The organism is Pyrobaculum organotrophum, from assembly GCF_055384425.1.
In genome coordinates this window covers 1,532,964-1,550,863 of record NZ_AP042430.1, presented here as the reverse complement: position 1 = coordinate 1,550,863, position 17,900 = coordinate 1,532,964, and the positions used below count along the sequence as shown (strand labels likewise).

Below are 17,900 nucleotides of genomic sequence, written 5' to 3'. Positions count from 1 at the left end.
AGAGGTGTTATATAATTTGCGCCAGAGCGCCCTCCGTTATTGATGCCACCTTGACCTCTGCTCTCAAGCCCTCCTCTATGTAAGCCCTCTCTACAGCTGCCTTTACTACGTCGCTATTTTTCTCTTCCACAAGGGCGATTATGGAGGGGCCGGCCCCCGATATGGACACGGCCAACGCCCCGGCCTCTAGCGCATATCTCTTGACTCTGCCGTAGGCTGGTACATAAGGCGCTCTAGCCGGCTCGACTACTTCGTCACTCATTCCGAGGGCCACAAGTCTTGGATCTGATTTTGCAAAGCCGGCGACTAGCGCAGAGACTCTTGCCAACTGCGCCACGTAGGTTCTAAAAGACACCTCTCTGGGGAGGACGCTCCTCATGACTTTTGTCTTCTCTGGCATAGGCGGGACGTCTGGCACGCCGATTACAAATATGAGCTTTGGCATAAATTTAACCAACTCCAGAGGCTTGACGGAGGCGATAACTACAGCGCCGCCCAGCGCCGCCGCCGCCACGTTGTCAAAATGCGGACTGCCGGCCGCCGCGACCTCCCCCAGCCCAGCTGCCTCTACCACAACGGCGGGCTCCACCCTAAGGCCGGCCTCCCGTATAAAAGCCGCCAAAGCCGCCACTGCCGACGCGCCGCTACTCCCCAAACCTCTGGCAATGGGGATGTTGTTTACCACCTCCGCCTCAACCCCCCAACATCTGCCCAGTCTCTCGAAGAGGTGTTGGAAGGCCCTCTTCACTGTGTTGTCACTCCCTGGGTTAAACCCCCGGAACTTTATATCTACGCCGCATCCAGACGTCAGTTTTATATACGCCTCGGCGAAATATGCGTCGTGAGCCACAGCCACTACATCAAATCCAGAGCCTAAATTTGCGCTTGTAGACGGCGCCTTCATACGTCATAAGTCTGTTTGAGACGCATCTCAAGGGTCGCATCGCCGCTGCTGTAGTTCTTTTGCCAAGTCGGGTAGAGAGATAGCGCCGCGCCCACTATGTACATACTCCCGCGGTTGTATATGTATATAAGCTTGGCGGCTCTAGCGCCAGAGGTATTTATATATAGACACTTTACAAATATTAAAGCAATAAATATTACATAAATATTGCGAAGTTACTGTTAAATTTATGTAGACCTATAGCTACAGCCCACGGCGTCTAACCGCCCCCAGGGCCCAAGTCCCCGGAGGCCCCACCTCCGGGGGCTCGGGGGATAAACCGACGGCGCTGGACGGGCCACCCCGCCCGGCGCTGTCGGCCAAATCGGCGCCGACGGTTAGACGCCGTGGGCCCCTTCTCTATTGTTTCAATAATAAGGTCTACCTCCTCTTTCTAAAGTAGAGTAGGGCCAGGCCTGCCGCTAGCCACAAGAGCAACGCCCATAGATATCTATACTTCTCTAATATTGTAAGGCCTATGCCCACAGGGAGGAGGGCCATGGCTATGGCAGAAGACAGGGGGACGCCGGCTACGACTGGAGTTTTAAACGCGCTGTAGAGAGTGCTGCTTCTAGAAAACTTAGCCAGCGCCACGGCGACCATGAGGTAGTTTATTAAAGAGCCGACGGCGTATATGGCTAGGATTATCTCTATTTCTCCCGGCGCTATTAGAACTAGAGATATTATATAGACCAGGAGGAGAGAGAGATGTGGAGTTCTAAACCTCTTGTGTAGTCTTCTAAATATTCCAGGGAGGAGGCCCTCCTCGGCTAGCATATATGTCAGTCTCGAGAAGGACACATAGCCTGCAAGAGCCGCCGTAATCATTACGAGAAATAGGTTTATAGCCACGGCGTATGTCAAAGTCGGGTTTATCTCCGCCGCAAGATACAGCGGCGCAATAGCTGGGTCGACAAGTTCCTCTGGCCTCAGCGCCGACATTAAAGCAGCTGTGAGGCCCAGGCCGAAGAAGGCTCCTATGGCGACGACAAGCGCAGTCGCCTTGGGCACTTGCACAAGGGGCTCTCTGGCCTCTCCAGCCAGCTGTCCAATGGCGTCTACGCCTGTGAAGCCGCGGGAGAGGAGAGAAAAGGCGAAGAGGAGACTCGCCCCCTCGACGCCGGCCCAGTTGAAGTAGGGCGGCCAGGAGGGGTGGGCGGCTAGAGCCCAGATTATCAACGCCGGCATCACTACGAGGTCGACCACGGCCACAGCCTTTGCGAAGTTCGCCGACTCTCTTATCCCCAGGACTGTCAAGACGAAGAGAGCTGTGGTGATGGCGGCGGCTAGGGCGACTTCCTGTATCCCAAGCCCAAGCGTCTTGTTTATAGTTTTGGCGGCGTCTATTGCGCCATATGCAACCATGACAATTTGGTCAAAGGCGATTAGCCACGCCGATATATACGCCAGCGTAGAGCCGAAAGCCGATTTAACGTATAGATAAGAGCCGCCTGTCTCGGGGAATCTAGACCCCATTTCGCCGTATGTGACAGCTATCGCTGCCATTAACAACACGCCGTATATAGCGCCGAAGAAAGCATACTGCCCAGCGTAGAGGGCAATAAAGCCAAGGAGGAAGTAGTAGGTGCTCTGGGAGTCAGAATGCACCAGGGCATACATGTCGAACACCCCAAGTCTCCGCCTGAGCCACGCTCTAGTAAGTACCACGGCAAAAAAGTGGCAAGGGTATATAAGGCATTTTTAAAAACCTAAAATCCTGCATAGACATGTTCGACTTGGCCTACCTAATTCTCAATACAATAGGCGGCATTTATCTTTTTATCCTCGCCCTCGGCGCAGTTAAAAAGCCTGGGGGCCGCCCGGCGGGGCCTATAGATAACTACCTCGTAGTAGTCGTCACAGTAGGCAACGAGAGAGTCCTCCCGGCCCTTCGCGAAACTGTGGCACAGCTAGAACGCCTCGGCCTCCGCTACGTCGTCGTCTCCTCAAACCCCCTCAACATGAGAAACGTCCTCGTCGTGCCGCGGGAGGAAGACGGCACGAAGTACAAAGCCATCAGGTGGTTTGTCCTCAACTACGCCCGGCCCGACACATGGTACATATTTCTCGACGACGACTCCTACCCCCTCGACACGGAATTCCTCAGGGACATCGCCTACTACGGCGCCAGAGGCTATGTCGCCGGCAACGGCGTGATTGTGCCTAGGCCCGGCCGCTCTAAGTTGGCCTACGCCCTAGACTGGATTAGACACTTCGACGACCTCACCCGCTACCGCTTCGCCCTAGAGGTGTTGAGGAGGCCCATCTTCGGCATGCACGGCGAGCTCCTCATAGTAAGGGGAGACGTCCTCAGGGAGATATGGCCCGCCATGGGCGACACCATCACCGAGGACTTCCGCTTCGCCATGGAGCTCCTCAAGCGGCGCTACAAGACCTTCCAGACCAGGACAAGGGTCTCTATCAGAAGTCCCAACTCTCTGCTAGACTTCGTCAGGCAGAGGGCGAGGTGGGCCGCCGCCCTCGGCGAAGCCGTGAGATACAGAAACCCCATCCCGCCGGCCTCAGCAGCCGTCGCCATTTTTCTCGCCGCCGCCGGTCCCCTAACCGCACTCTACGGCCCCACCCTCGCCACTGCAGTAGCCGCCGTCTACGCTGCCGTGTATATATATGGTAGCCTAAGGGCGAGGAGATACATAGTAGACGTCCTCCTGGCGTCTACACTTGAGCTATTAGCCATGGTGGCAGGCGTGTTCCACAGACAGAGACACTTCTACATAATAGACAAGACCTAAAGAGCCGTCTCCCGTCGTGACAACCCCAGAGCCGGAGTAGAGGAATATATAGCTAAAGGGCCGCCGCCGGGATTTGAACCCGGGTCAACGGGACCACAACCCGCCATCCTAACCGCTAGACTACGGCGGCTTGACACATCAACAGCCGGAGTTTATAAACTTTAACTACACGGGCGACGATGTAGTACGCGGTTTATGACCGCGCCCTAAAGGGCGGGGCTTTTAGTTGTAACGCCACATCTCTAGCTGAACAGCTTTTTCACCACGGGCTCGGCCAAGTCGGCTGGCTTGTTCTCTACGCACTTCTTCAAGCGGCCCCCCTCTATGACGCATATGACATCGCCTATATAGGCGGCTTCATAGGGGTCGTGGGTTACGTAGAGGACGGGCTTGCCCAGCCGCCTGACGGCGTCGTTCACAAGCCGCTTGTTGAACCAGTCTAGGTGGGAGGTGGGCTCGTCCATGAGGAAGCCGCAGGCCCCCGCCAGGAGGCCCGCCGCGATGTTGACAAGCTGCTTCTGGCCGGTGGAGAGGCCCCTCCTGTCCAGAAGGTCCCCTATGCCCAGGAGGGCGGCCACCTCCTCCACATCCCGCTCCCCCTTGCCCCACCTCGCCGCCACCCACCTTAGGAACCTCCCCGGGCCGCCGGGCGGGTCCACCGGCGTGGACTGTATATAGACAAGTCCCCTCTCCTCCGGCGGGAGGCGCGACACCTCTCTCCCACACGCCTCCACAGACCCCTCCGCCGGTATGGCGCCGGCTATTGCGTCGAGAAGCGTCGTCTTCCCGCTGCCGTTTCTCCCGAGCACCACTGTGACAGAGTTGACGGAGAGGTGTTCCACCTCCAGCTGGAACTTCCTCCTCCTGGCCCTAAGCCCCCTCACCTCAATAGCCATAGCCTCAGTAGGTATGCCGTGGAGACCCCCAGAGCCGCGACAGCCATGGAGGCCGCCACCGTGGCGCCCAGTCCCTCCTGGAGGAAGGCCTGGTATATGTAGATAGACATGGTGGGCGGGTAGGAGGCGAAGATGAGGAGCACCCCCAGCTCTCCAAAGCCCCGGAGGAAGGACAGTAGGAAAGCCGCCGCGGCCGCCCTCTTCAGCGAGAGGAGGAGAGCCGCCAGAAGCCTAAGCCCCCCAAGCCCTAGCGACCTGAAGTAGAGCTCTGCCCTAACGTCCTTAAGCGCTCCGTCGAAAACTGCGTAAGACACCGGCAGAGCCATGACGAACATCGCCAGGAGGACCCCCGCCGCCTTGTTTACAAAAAAGCCGTAGAGCCACTCCGGCAGGAGGGGGTTCCTAAAGGCCGCCAGGAGGAGAACCCCCACCGCCGTAGGCGGCACGACGGCAGGCGCGTAGAGGATCTGCGCCGCGGCCGCCCGCCAGCCCCCACGGCCCCAGACAGCCACAGCCAGCCCCGGCAGCAGTCCAAGCCCAGCCGCCGCGCCGCTAAACAGAGCAGTGAGGAGAAACGCCTCTCCGAACCCCGGCGGAGGTGCCCCCAGGTAGGCGACAGGCAGTATAAATAGTAGAAGTGCTACAAACACGACGGCGGCCAATGCCAAAGCCACAAAAGACAACACCGCCAGGGATTTAGGCTTTACCCATACAAAAAATAAAAACAGAAAACTACATAAACTAGTTCAAATAAAAGACAAAAATAAACAAAATATACATAAACAAAGTAATAAGACAAAAAATTAAAAGAAGACCATTTATATAATACAAAAGTATAAAACTTTAAAAAATTTAAACTTGATATTTCGTATGTAAGTTATATAGATAAGCCACGGCTTTCATACAAACATGCGGCGGGCGGTCCTAATCGGAGCTCTAATCGTAACAATAGCATTCTTGTTGCAGATCCAACAGCCACCACAGAAGACACAAGAGACGGCGGCTACAACGGCGGCTCCTCTGAAGTCTACGGAGGCGGCGGGCCCCGGCGCCACGGCGACTAAGGCGTGCTCGGGCTCGCCTCTTGGATACGTGGCGCCTACGTTAGTTAAGGTGGTTAAAGACGCGGCGGCGGCCGCGGGCCTCGGCACGGAGGGGATACAGTCTGTGGGGTCTGTGGAGGGGCTTAGGAGGATACAGGGCGGCGCCAAGCCGGACCTCTTCGGGTCGGTGGATGTAGAGCTGAGGCCAGACGCCGAGAGGGCGGGGGCCCTCCAGACCTACTCTCTGGGGAGGTTCAAGCTGGCCTTCGTCTGCAGAGCCCCCACGGCGCTTGAGGAGCTGACCTCCGCCAAGACGGTCTTCGCAGACCCCAACAAGGCCCCCATTGGCTATAGGGAGCTCGCCGCCGTGTGGATGCTGTCTCGGGACCTCGGCGTCAACCTCACGGCGAAGTACACCGCCCTGGGGGTGAGGTTCGTGTACAACGGCACCCTCTACATCTACATACCCAGCTCCCTCCCCAACACCGAGTTGATAGACGTGGCCCCCAACCTAGACGGCTCCTGGGCTAAGTTCGAGGCGGGGGCGGGCCGCTGCATGTTCGCCTACGTCCCCTTCCTCATCGGCAAAGGCCTCCAGCTTAGGCCCGCCGGCGGCGGCACTATGTACTGGGAGCCGTACACGGCCGAGGCGGGCGGGAGGACCTACTACGTGTACGTCTTCAAGCCGCCCTACGACTTCGCCGAGGACCCGCCCATCAAAGCCGTGGCCGTCCTCCTCGGCCCGCCGGCCAAAACCATCAGAGTGGGCCACTTCGAGGCCTTCGTGGCCTCCTACACGGAGCTAGGCAACTGCGTCATAGAGTCGCTGAAGAAGATGGATCTGTCGAAGTACGGGTTTATCAAATGAGGAGCCGGCTAGAGGCTTGACTTTTGGAGGATCTGGGGAGCTACGACTTCTAGGCATCGGGAGTCTGAGGGGGGTTGCCCAGCTCTTCGCCAGGGAGGAGGCGGTGGTGGCCGGGTCTGAGGAGACGGCTGAGGTGTACAGGCTGGCGGGCTGCGGGGAGGTAGAGGTGGTTAAGAGGGGCGGCCAGCTGGCGCGGAGGGGCGACGTTGTGTTGCGGGCGGTGGGGGAGGCCCGGTGTCTACACGCCACCTGGAGGACGGCCCAGGAGGTCGTTGCCTGGGCCCCCAGGGGTCGCCACGAAGACGAGGAGGCTGGTGGAGCTGGCGCGGCGGGTCAACCCAAGGGTCGTGGTGGCGGCTACGCGGAAGACGCCGCCCGGCCTGAGGGCCCTGTATCACAAGGCGGTGCTGGCGGGAGGGGGTATGGTCCACAGGTGTTACCTCTCCGACGGCATACTCGTCTTTAGAAACCACTTGGTCTTCCTGGGGGGCTCTGCAAAAGGCCGCAAAGGCGGCGGCAGTTAGGCCAGCCGGCGTGGAGGTGTCTATTGTCGAGGAGGCCGTTGAGGCGGCGAAGGCGGGTTTTAGCTATATCCAGCTGGAGCGGATGACCCCGGAGGAGATGGCGGAGGCGGCGGCGCTTGCGGCCCTCGCCGCAGTCGGCGCGGCAGTAGTCGTCCTAATGGCGAGAAGGAAAACTTAGCGATCTGCTTGACGCTATGGGACATATTTTGCCTTACGATAGAGGAGTATTATGCCGGCTACTGCCACCGTGGCGGTTGCTATTAAGGCTATTTTTACAATAGCCCCCTCTCTGACTGCCAAGCCCTCTGTGAGCTTTTTCCTTTCTCCCGCATACGTGGCTTTTAGTTTTTCAAGCTCCGTAGACAGTTCGTTTAGCTTTCTCCCCAGTTCTACAGCTCTCCTAGTCCATGTGTCAACCTCTTCACGACATATGCTTAATTCGCCTTTCGTTTGAACCCTGTCTTTAGGCACTAACAATTATAAACTTCTTTTATTGCTGTCGGAGCTTAGCAATTGCTGTAGCCGGAGTATAGCCTGTGAAACTAGCCAAGTTTGATAACGATCTCATACCCCCCGACTATCCCCGTCCTTATGTGTAGCCGCTCTGGCTTCTCACCGGCTGGTATTTGGAAAAGCACGTCGCCTTCGGCAGCGGAGCCGGGAGCCACACGCGCCGTGGTGTCTAACGCTCTAAATTCGACGGCAGATTTTTATAACCTCGTCAGAGACTCTCCACATGAAGTCTAGGCTGAAGGGGTATATCCTCTCATAGCTCCTCCTGGCGTCTGTAACAAGCACAAAGCCGTATATAGGCGGCGAGTTAGTTTCTCTACCCACGTTTTCAACTCTCAACCTGACGACTACGAGCTTGTGGCCTTCCTTCGCCTTGTAGTAACTACTATCGCTTCTAATATACGCCGCCTCTCTCACATCCACTGCGGTGATAACCCAGTCCCCAGCTTTCACCCCCCGGCCTAGAGTCCCCGTCAGATTCACAACCTTTGACGCCTCTCTGGCGGCCTCAGCCAGAGACCATAGGGCGATGTGTACGATGAAAGTGCCTAATAACGCCAGGAGAGAAAATATCATCAACACCACGCCCAATATCAATGGCAGTTTTGCAGACTCTCTCTTTGTTACCATATACGCCCCAATGACTATGCCGGCGATTGCAAAGAGATACCCCAACAAAGCAGACGTAGCCCACGCCACTGGAAACGCGAACAGAGCTAGAAAAAATCCCAGGAGAAACAACACAACAGCCTTCCACACTCTCATAATACCTACAGATTAACGTAGATTTATATTTGAGACTACAACAGTCGAGCTCCGAGACGTCATGGAAACCTATAGTGGCCACCGCAACGGAACCGCTCGCCTACGCCATCTTGGGGCCGAGAGACGTGTACGAGAGACGTGGGAGCTCGTTGACAAAGGCAAGGTCATACAAGCCAGAAAAGTTCTATAAAGTTGGCAGAGATGGTTGGCCGAACTACATAACCCTAGGAAAACCATGCAAAGTCGGGGAGGTAGAGCGCGCTGAGGCTATATAACGCGGCTAAAGAGCTGGTCTTAATATATGACGGCGTCTACAGGTCTTAGAATATATGACGTGTTGCACATACGCAGATTCCGGGCTCTCAGCTGAAGACGTCAAACGCAACATAGGCCCTAGAGGACATCGTTGCAATACTCTGGAACAAAGTCAGAAAGACATAATCCACAACTTAATCGCCGTTGTACAAGCCGCTCTTAACGTACGCCGCTCTCCGATTGAGTCTGTATTACAAGCCCTATCGACTTGGCCGGTGGCCGCCGCCTCCCACAGCTTAGTCTCTCTATGCCTTGCCGCGCCCCGCCGGGGTCTAGCGGGGGCTTCGCCGAGGTCCCTCCGCCTATCTGCAGGCGCCTACGGCTTCGCAGAGGACCTTGGCATCTCCGGCCAGGAGTATGCCGCTGGCGATTTCCTCGGCGAGTCTGGTGCCCGCCATCTTTCTGAGCTCCTCCACCGTGTAGACCCGGGGCTCTAGGTCGATGGGAAACGACGGGTCGAGGAAGTCCGGTATCCTGTCCATAGGCCTCCTCCCGTCCTCTCTCACCACTATCACCACGTCGGCGTCTGAAAACGCCGTGTAGTCCCCCCTCGCCAGAGAGCCGATAAGAACCACCGCCAGGGCCCCCCGCTCCACAGCCCACCTAGCGTACCGGAAAAGCTCCCTAAACACCCTCTCCACATCTAGTCTGAAGAGCCTCACCGACATATCTCACAATCCTCTCCGCGGCGTTGACGGCGCCCTCAGCGTCCCCCCTGGTGAAGTAGTCCATCGGAGCTCCCTCGGGGTGCGCGTTGGGGTATCTAGACGGTATGTAGAACTTGTCAAGCCCCTTCGCCGCATCGACGAGGTCGCCGGGCGGCTTGACGTGCGCCGGGAGGCCCGCCAGAAGCCTAGAGACGGAGTGGCCCCACGCCTCCACCCCCAGACATTGGTAGAGGGCCTTAACCGCCTTCTCAGCGGCTTGATGCGCGGCGAAACACGCCCACTCGTAGTCTCCAAACTCCAGAGACCTCCTGGCGTGCTCCAGGTCGCGGAGGGCCTGCCTAAACCAGTCACGCGCCCTAGACACCACACAGCTGTGTACACACCGCTTTTTAAAAATCTCGTCGCTGTGTACAAACATCGACGAGATGCCTCCGAGTCCTCAAACAGACGGAAAGCTACTGCAACTCTTCAGCGTTCCTCACCCCCAGCTCTCTATATACGGAGCGCTTTATCCTCCCACCTCGACCAAACCCCGTGCAGAAGAGCCACATACTCCCCCAGCTCCACAAAGAGATAAACTCCCCTTTAAAAAGAACTTAATAGAATTTCCGACGTAAACGTCAACCCACAAACCGATGGTCGCGGTGCCAGAGGCGGCGGCCTCCGGAGCCGTCGGCAGGATGGATTTCGCCCCGAAAGGCTTATATAAGGGGGCGGCGGATTGAATGTGGCTGAGAACTTAATTGCGGTCGTTTTGGGCAAGGCCGCCAAGGAGGCCCTAGAGACCGCTGTGCAAGCCTATCTGCAGAAGAAGATCTCGAGGGAGGACTTCCAGACGGCCCTCCTCCTCGTCACCGTCAAGATGATGGGCGACATGAACAAAAAGTTGGACATCGCAAACAAAAGGCTGGATGATGTGAATAGAAAGTTGGATGACATCAAGAAGGACATCGCCGCTATAAAAGAGAACATGGCCCGGGCCAGAGAAGAGCTGGTGAGAATCAGGGAGAACATAGCAAGTGTGGGCATCCGAATATAGGTCTCGCCGGATCGGCCGGTTTGCACAAAACACTCCACGGCAAACACCGCAGTCAACACAAAAGGCGGCTAGACATGGGCGAGGACGTTCATCTAGCATTCTCCCACCTCCCAGTCGCTGGGCAGTCGCTGATGTAGCCTTGCTTCTCTTTCTTGTTGTGGTAGGAGGTAATGATCAGTTTAACGACCCTGCAGTCCGGAGGTAGGGACTGGTCTTGTACGACCCCCTCCCTGCCCTAAAGGGCGAGGCTTGTAGTTTGCGTTGTCAAATCAGAGAGGAGGCACCGGCTCAGAAGTTGCTGAAAAGACGACGTTGGTAGCCCCCCACGTAGAGCCTGTCCCCCTTCTCTGAATGTCAAGACGCCTTAGACGGCCGCCCCCTCGCGGCGGTGGAGCGGAGGAGGACCTAGAAAACCCCCCTCGGAGCCAAAGAGCGGCTAGCCGGGCATGCCGGCTGTGGAGATAAGCACACCCCCGCCCGGCGCGGCCGGGAGGCATCCCCTCAGCCTGACGCCGAAGTGTCGTTGTGGAGTTGGAGAGGCGCGGATTTGTTTTTAAATTTCGGCTCACCCAGCTAGACGTGGGCCTCGACTTGAAACGGGAGCTTCTGAGGCCGTTGAGGGAAGACGAGGAGTTTAGATATGCGGTGGTGGGGTTGCTGGGCATCGCGGACCTGAGGACGTCCCTGGACAGCCTAATCAAGGCCGTGGGCGAGCTGAGAGACGTCGTGGCTAAACACAGCGAGGAGATCGACAAGCTGAGGAGCGCAGTCGAAGAGCTGAGGAAGGCCGTGGAGGCGTTGACTGAGGACGTCAGGAGGCACAGCGAGGCCATACACGCCATGCAGAACAGCATCGAGAGGCTGACGTCGTCGGCGACGGCGCTTGGCTACCGCCATGGGTTGTTCACCGAGGAGGCCTTTAGGGAGTCCATCAAGTAACTGCTTGGCGACCTGCTCAAGATCTACCAAATCAAGCGCTGGACTTACTACGACGGCGAGGGCTTCGTGTCCGGCCGCCCCTCGGCCATCGACGTTCTCATCAGGGACGGTGAGCACATCCTCGTCGAGTACAAGGCCAGTATCGACCGCGGAGACGTGGCCGAGCTATACAGAGAGGGCCTCCTCTACGAGAGAGTTAACAAGGTGAGGCTCAAGCTCCTCACCGTAGGCCCGGCGATTAGAAAGAGGGCCCTCGAGCTGGCCAGAGAGCTGGGCGTCGAGGTAAGAGCCCCCAAGGTGGTGTAGCACCCACAAGGCGGCCCCCAGCCGCGGCCCGCCGAACAGTCCAACGCGTCGACGCATAAAACCCACCGCATGCCCACCGGGCGTAGCAGGCGATGGCGGAGGAGCGCCGGTTGCCGCCGCCAGCCGGGCCCCCCACGGCCAGGGGCGGCGCCAGCCGCCACGTTGAGCCGGCGGCGGAGGGGGACCGCCCTCTGCACTGGCGGCCCGTCGCAAGGCCAGGTCAGCCAAGCTGACGCAGGGGCACCCAGCCCGCTGGGGCAGCCGCCGGCCTGCGGCGGAGGCCCAGGCGCCGGGGGCCTTGAGTCGCTCCGCGGCGGCTTTTGCTAAAAGCGGCTGGCGGCCCACCACGGCGGCCTGGAGCCGGGGGAACAGTTAAAAGGCGGCGGGCGACTGGTAGTATGCGGCGACACATGGCGGCTCTAGGCCTAGAGAGGTTCTTGAGGGGCTTGGCCACGGGCTATCTGGCAGTCGTCGTGCCCCTCCATCTGAAGAGCTTGACGGGGAGCGCCTTTGCGGCGGGGGCGGCCGTCGCGGTGGCAAGTCTCATCTCTCTGGGCTCCTCTGTGCTCTACGCCGCGTTGGGCGACGTGGTGGGCCACGCCAGGGGCCTCGCCATAAGCGAGACCGCCTTCGCCGCCGCGCTCCTCGTGTTGGGCGCCGCGAAAAACCCCTGGGCGATCGCCGTAGCTCTGGGACTCGGCGGCTTGGGCATGTTGGGCCCCGGCGCCGCCAGGGGTAGCTTCGCGCCCCTCGTCATGGCGCTGGTGAGGAGGAACGCCCGCGGCGCCCTCGAAAGGACGAGGGATCTGGGCGTCATAAACTTCCTCTCCACCTCAGGCGGGATCGCCGGCTCGCTCCTCGCGGGCTTGTTGAACCTGCGTGAGGCCGTGGCGTTTTTCGCCGGCTCAGTCTCGGTGGCCGCCCTCCTCGTGCTACTCCTGCTGGGGCGCGACGAGGCACTGCGGCGCGTAAACCCCCTCGCTGGAATCGCCAAGAGGGCCGACACCGTCCGGGTCTACTCCCTCAGCCAGCTCCTGGCGGGAGTAGGCGTGGGCCTCTCCAACCCCCTACTCTCCCTGTGGATAAATGTCTACCTGGGGGTGGGCAGGGCCGCCATCGGCGCCATCTTCGCCATGGGCAACCTAGCCTTTTCCACCGCCTCGCTCCTCGCCCACGCCCTCGTCAGAAGGCTCGGGATGGTCAAGGCCTCGGCCGTGAGCAGATTCGCCTCGGGCGCCCTACTGGCCGCCCTCCCCCTGGCCCCCAACGGAGCCACATTCATCGCCCTCTACATGCTCTACAACGCCATGGTCGGCATAGGCGGAACGGCGCGCTCTTCCTACATCTCGGGCGCAGCGGCGGAGGGGAGCGAGGCCACTACCCCCGCGGTGGCCAACATACCCATGAGGATAACGGCGACGCCCTCAGCCGCCCTAGCCGGATACCTCATAGAAGCGGACCCCGCCCTCTTGATGCCAATCGCAGCCGCCTTCACAGCAACCGCAGGCTACCTATTCCTCAAACTAAGAGAAGAAGACGGAGCCTAGCGACGACACGCCGCAACCCCCTCCGCACTACTGTGAAGGAGACCTCCGCATAACACGCCGACGTCTCCGCACGGCGCCCCCCAACAGCCAAGGCGAGACTTAACGCGAGATATGGCAATATTCTCAAGAGGCAACAACCGCCGCGTCTACACACGGAACCGGCTCACTCCGGCGGTAGATAGCCGTGTCTACGAGAGGCCGCCTAAGACGAGGCCTAGCTCCCTACCAAGTTGGCCCAAGGACAACAGCGTTCCATAGTGCTCCTAAAGCCCAGGCCTATGGCTTGCCTACTGCCGAGGGCAACACCCCAAATGACCCCAGGTATCAGCACTTGCATCTCATCTTCTCTCGCCAACCAGATCTCGTGCCCACAGCTAGCCATCGCGTGCCCCCTCCTAAACACGCGAACATACTCCTCATGATAGCCAAAAGCACCCACCTCATCTTCGACACGGCACTCCCACCCACTCCCTAACCTGCCTCACCCACCCCCCTCTGCCAACCGCCAACTCGTACTTACGCTCCATAAGCTCGGCCACCACCTCCGCAAGCCAATTCTAAAACTGCTAACGCACCGTTGCCTTACTCTTAGGCATCCCCACACCCCTCCCCCTAACCTTAACATCAGTAGGCACACCCCTCACCTCAACAACCAAAAGTCCCCCCTCTATACGCCACAACCTCTGGCCCCGACCTGACGCCCAAAAACACAACATATAGCCAGCCCCCACTAGAAACCTCCGCACAACCTCAACAACCTCACCCTCCCGAAACACACACAACTCCCCAACTACCAAAGGCGATGTGAAAGCACAATACCACCGGCCTAGAAGACCCCCATGGCTTATCATAGTGGCGTATAAGCTCGGGCTCGTCAAGAAGCTAGATGTTAAGTTCATCCGTTGGGTGCATGAATACGTCGATCTTGCCGACCTCCGGTGCCCCAGGTCCAGCTGCGTCGTGAAGGTAAAGTACGACGTAGGAAGGTCGCTCTACGGCTTCTACGGCACCGCGAAGTACGTCGTCCAAGACGACAGATACATGGACAAGCTCTCGTACTATGTTTCACTTGCCAACTTTCTGGGCTTGGGCAAGAGCCGCAGGATTGGGCTAGGCGCCGTACAATTCGGAGTAGCCGTAGGAGACGGCCGAGAGTCCCACGGAAAGAGCTGAGTCATCGCCTATAAGAAATATCCAACTGCTTATCGCACACAGAGCTCGGTCGGCGTCATGTGTGCTCTACTATGAAAATAGCGCTGACAGCGTTACCCAACGCGGAATGTCAAATCGGAGCTAGCATGTGGAACAGACTTTTGCCGTATTAAGCCGTAAAATGTCTGTCCCTTGGGGGCGCGAAGCAACGTTTACACTTTTCGCATGTCGTATTTACGCCTAGCTCGTTTGGGCAGATGTACTGGCTGTATTTCTCCAGGGCTTGTCTCAGCTGTGAGAGTCTTCTGTGTTCTAGGAATATGATGAGTCTCTTGCCGTTTTGGGCGGCCCACTTAGCCAGGGCTTCTATCGTGGGGATCTGGCTCTTTGCGTCTTCGCCAGCGGCGAGATATGTAATGTGGTCGAAGTAGGCTCCGTATTTCTCATAGGCCTTGTAGTTGGCCCCGTCTAGAGACATGAGGACTACTAGGTTGGGTGGCCGCTCTGGCGACGCCGCCACTATGGGGAATGACCGCGTGTAGAGGTAGAACGTCACGTGGGGGAAGTCGGACGCCAGCCTCTTAAGGTAGCCCCAGTACCAGTCTGAGAATACGTCTCCGCCTACGTGAAACCTAATTATCTCCGCCCCCCTAAACTCCACGACGAAGCGGGTCCAGTCTCTAAGCCAGCTGTAGCCCTCCCTCACGACGTGGATGAAGTTGATGTACTCCCTCAAGAGGTGTAGGGGGTTGTACCTGGCGATGTTTATGTCGTAGCATACCAGCCCCCTCCCGCGGTAGAGCCCGGCGGACCCCGGCCTCCCGCAGAAGGTGGCGTAGGGGCATGTCAGAACCGGCGGGAGGTCGAAGGTCCATATCCTCCCCACCTTCCTATTGCCGGGGACATACGGCATTTTGGGCACCGGCATGCCCCCCGAGATCCTCCTCTGGATTTGGACCAGTTGGGCGAGCTCCAGCTCAGAGCGGGGCGGCCTGTAGGCCCCACCTCTGTAGAGCTCCCAGGCAAGCTCCCTCAACGTCCTTCCGCCGATGCGTCTGTCAAATAACGTTAACACATATTAGATCGGCTTTTAATTTCAACTTTATGTGTTTTATAATAAGGGGCACGGCCACAAACTGGCACTTCGCGCTATCGCAGATCGCCGGCGAGCTCAAGCCGCGCTATCCAGACCAGTGCGATCCCCAATGTCTAGAGGTTTTAAAGGCAAAGAAGAAAGATGGCAAAATCCTATGGGCGTTTGCCCAGTATAAGGACTTTAAGAAGCTAAAGGAGACCGTTGAGAGACTGGGGGAGGTGTATGTGTTGGCAGTGCCAACGTCAAGTGGATCGCCGGGGTGGTACCACTCAAGGGTGGTAGCTATCGGCAGAGTTTCGAAGGAAGACCTTGTGGATTGGTGCCGGTGCGAGTACTGGCCTGACAGACGCGAAGAGGGGTGGAACTACAAATTTTTCATCGATGTCCTTGCCTATCTAGAGGGCGGGGAAGGCTTTCTGCTTAAGATTGAGGCGCCTGGGTCGCTTCACGAGGTGGACTGTAGGATAGTTGAAGCTGTCTTAGATCTGGCGAGGAGGAGCGGGAACTATGTTGTACCTAGGTGTAAAGGCGGCGTAGAGGTGGCCCCCTTCAAGATGGCCGTTGAGGAGCTACGCGGCATGTATCCCGGCGTGGCAGAGAAGGTGGGGGCGGCGCTGTACGCTGGTAACGTGTTGCTTGTCGGTCCGCCAGGGGTGGGGAAGACGACGTTGGCAGTGGAGTTTGCCAAGAGGCTGACGGGGGGCGACTATATCTTGGCCACTGCGAACGCGCTGTGGTTTAGGCGTGATGTGGTTGGAGGGGAGACCATAAGGGAGGGCTCCGTCGTCTGGAAGAGCGGCTTGTTGATTAAGGCGTACAACAGGGCCGCCAGAAACTGCGGGAGGCCCCTTCTCCTCATAATCGACGAGATAAATAGGGCAGATGCAGATAAGGCCTTTGGCGAGTTCTTCTCTATCTTCAGATCGCCGAGTCCCGAAGACTGGGAAATACCCAAGACGCTGGTGGAGGAGATCGAGGGATATGGCGATAAGGCCGACGAAGAGGCGAGGGCCTTCCTGCGAAACTATAGAGAGATGGGAGACGCCCCCCTCAAGAGGATCAGGGTGTTAGCTACGATGAACACACGCGACGTTAGAAACTTGTTTCTGCTGGGGGAGGCTCTCTTGAGGAGATTCACTATCGTGAGATTCGAGAAGATCGGAGAGGATGTTCTAAAGGCCGATGGCGAGCTCTACAGCGCATATCAGAACATGAATAGAGGTGGCGACATTCCGCCCAGCGCGTTAATTCACGCCAAGAGGCTTAGAGACGCATACAAGGTCCTGGGTCTTGCTGAGCCGCGGGCTGAAGAGCTGATCGAGATGTCGTCTGGAGGATTCGCCCTGAGGAAGAGACACAGGGCGTAGCCCGTGGGGTCCGCTGAGTGGCGGCGTAGAGATAGACGGTTGTTGGAGCTGGCGGCGCGTTGGTATGTAAAACACTACGTCGAGTGGAGAAAAGTCACGAAGCTCCTGGGCGAGTCGGAGGAAGAGAGATACGCAGTAGTCTCTGCGTTGTTGGCCGTGTTTGTAAATGCGATGACGGGAGTGGTGAAGGCCGCACTTAGAGACCTCTTGGTTTATAGGGAATTCGCTGTCGTATACGGTGACGAGATCTTCGGCGCCTTAGACGTGGGGAGGACTGTGGCTGTTCTTCCTGCGGGAGTATATGCCTCGTTGACGTACCTCCCTTCGCTTCAAGCGCCTGAGTATGGGATACTGCGGCGCATGGCCTTGAAAGTATCGAAGTGGGGGAGGGAGGCCGCTGTCGACGAGGAGGTGATGAAGGCTGTCAAGAGGCTAAGGCGGATCGCCAAGAGGTTGCCCAAGGCGTATGGCAGAACGACAGTAGACGTAAGAGAGGGGCCGCCTTGGCTGAGACAGGGTTGGGCTATCTACAGGGCAGCCAAGGCGCTTGTGGAGGGAGAAATATACGTGGGGAGGAGGAGGGGCGTTGGAAAGGCGTTGAAGTTCGTCAACTGGCGCCTATACGAGATGTATATAGCTATGCTTGTGTTAGAAGCCCTACGGCGCTTGGGTTGGAGGACGGTGGGCGTAGACGTGGAAAAACGCGCCGTCTTAGTTGAAAGGGACGGTAAAACCCTGGCGGTGTATCTTAACAGAGCGTTGCCGCACCACTCCATAATAGAGGAGGTCGCCGGGGACGAGGTGAGGGGGAGGCCGGATTTAACTGTCGCAAACGCCGATGTGAAAGCTGTGGTGGAGTGCAAATACTCAGACAGGCCGGGCTACATCGCAAGAGGCCGCTTTCAAGTGATGACATATATGTGCGAATACGGTGCAAAAATTGGGATATTGGTATATCCAGCCGTGTCGGAGGAAGAGGCTGAGGATGAAGAAGAGGAGGCGGCAGTTAGATGGGCAAACAGCGGCAAGCCGATCCGTATGAAAGACGGCCGCGCCATATACCCCCTGAGGATAGACCCGGCTTATGGAGCTACCGCAGATGAGGCCAGGGAAAAACACATCGGCGATGTGATGAGACTGTTGGAGAGGTCATTATAAGATTTATA

Annotated in this window: 22 protein-coding genes, 1 tRNA gene and 1 pseudogene; 12 read left to right on the top strand and 12 right to left on the bottom strand. The window is 58.0% G+C overall.

Features of this window, described 5'->3' with window-relative positions:
* Positions 1–7: 7 nt before the first annotated feature.
* Both ACZ49R_RS09470 and ACZ49R_RS09465 read right to left on the bottom strand, forming a co-directional pair.
* Complete coding sequence (locus ACZ49R_RS09470; protein ID WP_464732886.1) at positions 8–904, bottom strand: homoserine kinase; 897 nt, start codon at positions 902–904, stop codon at positions 8–10.
* Positions 905–1,324: 420 nt separating this feature from the next.
* Positions 1,325–2,611 (bottom strand): APC family permease, encoded by a 1,287-nt coding sequence (locus ACZ49R_RS09465; protein ID WP_464732885.1) that lies wholly within the window; start codon positions 2,609–2,611, stop codon positions 1,325–1,327.
* Between the two features lie 59 nt (positions 2,612–2,670).
* Between ACZ49R_RS09465 and ACZ49R_RS09460 the strand changes: the two genes are divergently transcribed.
* A complete protein-coding gene (locus ACZ49R_RS09460) occupies positions 2,671–3,696 on the top strand; it encodes a glycosyltransferase family 2 protein (RefSeq protein ID WP_464732884.1) in 1,026 nt (341 codons plus the stop codon).
* A gap of 58 nt (positions 3,697–3,754) precedes the next feature.
* On the opposite strand, the gene ACZ49R_RS09455 is transcribed toward ACZ49R_RS09460, so the two are convergent.
* The 3 genes from ACZ49R_RS09455 to ACZ49R_RS09445 form a co-directional block, all read right to left on the bottom strand.
* Positions 3,755–3,826: transfer RNA gene (locus ACZ49R_RS09455), tRNA-His, on the bottom strand.
* 112 nt (positions 3,827–3,938) lie between these two features.
* The gene (locus ACZ49R_RS09450) at positions 3,939–4,592 is read right to left on the bottom strand and encodes an ATP-binding cassette domain-containing protein (protein WP_464732883.1); all 654 of its coding nucleotides are present in this window, start codon (positions 4,590–4,592) and stop codon (positions 3,939–3,941) included.
* The gene (locus ACZ49R_RS09445) at positions 4,577–5,278 is read right to left on the bottom strand and encodes an ABC transporter permease family protein (protein WP_464732882.1); all 702 of its coding nucleotides are present in this window, start codon (positions 5,276–5,278) and stop codon (positions 4,577–4,579) included. Before ACZ49R_RS09445 ends, ACZ49R_RS09450 begins: the two co-directional genes overlap by 16 nt.
* A 223-nt stretch (positions 5,279–5,501) precedes the next feature.
* On the opposite strand from ACZ49R_RS09445, the gene ACZ49R_RS09440 reads away from it, so the two are divergent.
* The 4 genes and pseudogenes from ACZ49R_RS09440 to ACZ49R_RS09425 all read left to right on the top strand — a co-directional run bounded on the left by ACZ49R_RS09440 (position 5,502) and on the right by ACZ49R_RS09425 (position 7,205).
* The gene (locus ACZ49R_RS09440; RefSeq protein WP_464732881.1) at positions 5,502–6,503 is read left to right on the top strand and encodes an ABC transporter substrate-binding protein; all 1,002 of its coding nucleotides are present in this window, start codon (positions 5,502–5,504) and stop codon (positions 6,501–6,503) included.
* A gap of 103 nt (positions 6,504–6,606) precedes the next feature.
* Positions 6,607–6,723, top strand: a pseudogene (locus ACZ49R_RS09435) (ModD protein); the annotation flags it as partial.
* Positions 6,724–6,817: 94 nt separating this feature from the next.
* Positions 6,818–7,027, top strand: coding sequence for a hypothetical protein (locus tag ACZ49R_RS09430; RefSeq protein ID WP_464732880.1), 210 nt, complete (start codon positions 6,818–6,820; stop codon positions 7,025–7,027).
* Positions 7,028–7,037: 10 nt separating this feature from the next.
* Positions 7,038–7,205 (top strand): hypothetical protein, encoded by a 168-nt coding sequence (locus ACZ49R_RS09425; RefSeq protein ID WP_464732879.1) that lies wholly within the window; start codon positions 7,038–7,040, stop codon positions 7,203–7,205.
* A gap of 14 nt (positions 7,206–7,219) precedes the next feature.
* Here ACZ49R_RS09425 and ACZ49R_RS09420 read toward each other — a convergent pair whose 3' ends face one another.
* The 5 genes from ACZ49R_RS09420 to ACZ49R_RS09400 all read right to left on the bottom strand — a co-directional run bounded on the left by ACZ49R_RS09420 (position 7,220) and on the right by ACZ49R_RS09400 (position 9,655).
* Complete coding sequence (locus ACZ49R_RS09420; RefSeq protein ID WP_464732878.1) at positions 7,220–7,498, bottom strand: hypothetical protein; 279 nt, start codon at positions 7,496–7,498, stop codon at positions 7,220–7,222.
* 71 nt (positions 7,499–7,569) lie between these two features.
* Positions 7,570–7,695 carry a hypothetical protein gene (locus ACZ49R_RS09415; protein WP_464732877.1) on the bottom strand — a complete coding sequence of 42 codons (126 nt, stop codon included), beginning with the start codon at positions 7,693–7,695 and terminating at the stop codon, positions 7,570–7,572.
* Positions 7,696–7,717: 22 nt separating this feature from the next.
* Entirely contained in the window at positions 7,718–8,305 is a 588-nt protein-coding gene (locus ACZ49R_RS09410; protein WP_464732876.1) for a hypothetical protein, read from the bottom strand.
* Between the two features lie 617 nt (positions 8,306–8,922).
* Positions 8,923–9,288, bottom strand: a complete 366-nt coding sequence (locus ACZ49R_RS09405) for a nucleotidyltransferase domain-containing protein (protein ID WP_464732875.1) — start codon at positions 9,286–9,288, stop codon at positions 8,923–8,925.
* Positions 9,245–9,655: a HEPN domain-containing protein gene (locus ACZ49R_RS09400; RefSeq protein ID WP_464732874.1), complete on the bottom strand. Its 411-nt coding sequence runs from the start codon at positions 9,653–9,655 to the stop codon at positions 9,245–9,247. Before ACZ49R_RS09400 ends, ACZ49R_RS09405 begins: the two co-directional genes overlap by 44 nt.
* A gap of 360 nt (positions 9,656–10,015) precedes the next feature.
* Between ACZ49R_RS09400 and ACZ49R_RS09395 the strand changes: the two genes are divergently transcribed.
* The 4 genes from ACZ49R_RS09395 (at position 10,016) to ACZ49R_RS09380 (ending at position 13,119) form a co-directional block, all read left to right on the top strand.
* Entirely contained in the window at positions 10,016–10,327 is a 312-nt protein-coding gene (locus ACZ49R_RS09395; protein WP_464732873.1) for a hypothetical protein, read from the top strand.
* Positions 10,328–10,906: 579 nt separating this feature from the next.
* Positions 10,907–11,266: a DUF3782 domain-containing protein gene (locus ACZ49R_RS09390; RefSeq protein WP_464732872.1), complete on the top strand. Its 360-nt coding sequence runs from the start codon at positions 10,907–10,909 to the stop codon at positions 11,264–11,266.
* A 66-nt stretch (positions 11,267–11,332) separates the two neighbouring features.
* Positions 11,333–11,572 (top strand): hypothetical protein, encoded by a 240-nt coding sequence (locus tag ACZ49R_RS09385; RefSeq protein WP_464732871.1) that lies wholly within the window; start codon positions 11,333–11,335, stop codon positions 11,570–11,572.
* A 398-nt stretch (positions 11,573–11,970) separates the two neighbouring features.
* Positions 11,971–13,119, top strand: a complete 1,149-nt coding sequence (locus ACZ49R_RS09380) for an MFS transporter (protein WP_464732870.1) — start codon at positions 11,971–11,973, stop codon at positions 13,117–13,119.
* Positions 13,120–13,685: 566 nt separating this feature from the next.
* Here ACZ49R_RS09380 and ACZ49R_RS09375 read toward each other — a convergent pair.
* The gene (locus tag ACZ49R_RS09375) at positions 13,686–13,895 is read right to left on the bottom strand and encodes a hypothetical protein (protein WP_464732869.1); all 210 of its coding nucleotides are present in this window, start codon (positions 13,893–13,895) and stop codon (positions 13,686–13,688) included.
* Positions 13,896–13,923: 28 nt separating this feature from the next.
* Here ACZ49R_RS09375 and cas6 point away from each other — a divergent pair, with 28 nt between their 5' ends.
* Positions 13,924–14,292, top strand: a complete 369-nt coding sequence (cas6, locus tag ACZ49R_RS09370) for a CRISPR system precrRNA processing endoribonuclease RAMP protein Cas6 (RefSeq protein WP_464732868.1) — start codon at positions 13,924–13,926, stop codon at positions 14,290–14,292.
* A gap of 148 nt (positions 14,293–14,440) precedes the next feature.
* Here the strand turns inward: cas6 and ACZ49R_RS09365 are convergent, their stop codons facing one another.
* Positions 14,441–15,346 (bottom strand): GP88 family protein, encoded by a 906-nt coding sequence (locus tag ACZ49R_RS09365; RefSeq protein ID WP_464732867.1) that lies wholly within the window; start codon positions 15,344–15,346, stop codon positions 14,441–14,443.
* Positions 15,347–15,375: 29 nt separating this feature from the next.
* On the opposite strand from ACZ49R_RS09365, the gene ACZ49R_RS09360 reads away from it, so the two are divergent.
* Complete coding sequence (locus tag ACZ49R_RS09360; RefSeq protein ID WP_464732866.1) at positions 15,376–16,734, top strand: AAA family ATPase; 1,359 nt, start codon at positions 15,376–15,378, stop codon at positions 16,732–16,734.
* 3 nt (positions 16,735–16,737) lie between these two features.
* Complete coding sequence (locus ACZ49R_RS09355) at positions 16,738–17,892, top strand: hypothetical protein (protein ID WP_464732865.1); 1,155 nt, start codon at positions 16,738–16,740, stop codon at positions 17,890–17,892.
* Positions 17,893–17,900: the final 8 nt, after the last annotated feature.

What these genes read in the sequence shown, in the direction of transcription:
- ACZ49R_RS09470 (WP_464732886.1), bottom strand. Translation starts at nt 904, where the DNA reads ATGAAGGCGCCGTCTACAAGCGCAAATTTAGGCTCTGGATTTGATGTA.
- ACZ49R_RS09460 (WP_464732884.1), top strand. Translation starts at nt 2,671, where the DNA reads ATGTTCGACTTGGCCTACCTAATTCTCAATACAATAGGCGGCATTTAT.
- ACZ49R_RS09450 (WP_464732883.1), bottom strand. Translation starts at nt 4,592, where the DNA reads ATGGCTATTGAGGTGAGGGGGCTTAGGGCCAGGAGGAGGAAGTTCCAG.
- ACZ49R_RS09440 (WP_464732881.1), top strand. Translation starts at nt 5,502, where the DNA reads ATGCGGCGGGCGGTCCTAATCGGAGCTCTAATCGTAACAATAGCATTC.
- ACZ49R_RS09410 (WP_464732876.1), bottom strand. Translation starts at nt 8,305, where the DNA reads ATGAGAGTGTGGAAGGCTGTTGTGTTGTTTCTCCTGGGATTTTTTCTA.
- ACZ49R_RS09405 (WP_464732875.1), bottom strand. Translation starts at nt 9,288, where the DNA reads ATGTCGGTGAGGCTCTTCAGACTAGATGTGGAGAGGGTGTTTAGGGAG.
- ACZ49R_RS09380 (WP_464732870.1), top strand. Translation starts at nt 11,971, where the DNA reads ATGCGGCGACACATGGCGGCTCTAGGCCTAGAGAGGTTCTTGAGGGGC.
- ACZ49R_RS09360 (WP_464732866.1), top strand. Translation starts at nt 15,376, where the DNA reads ATGTGTTTTATAATAAGGGGCACGGCCACAAACTGGCACTTCGCGCTA.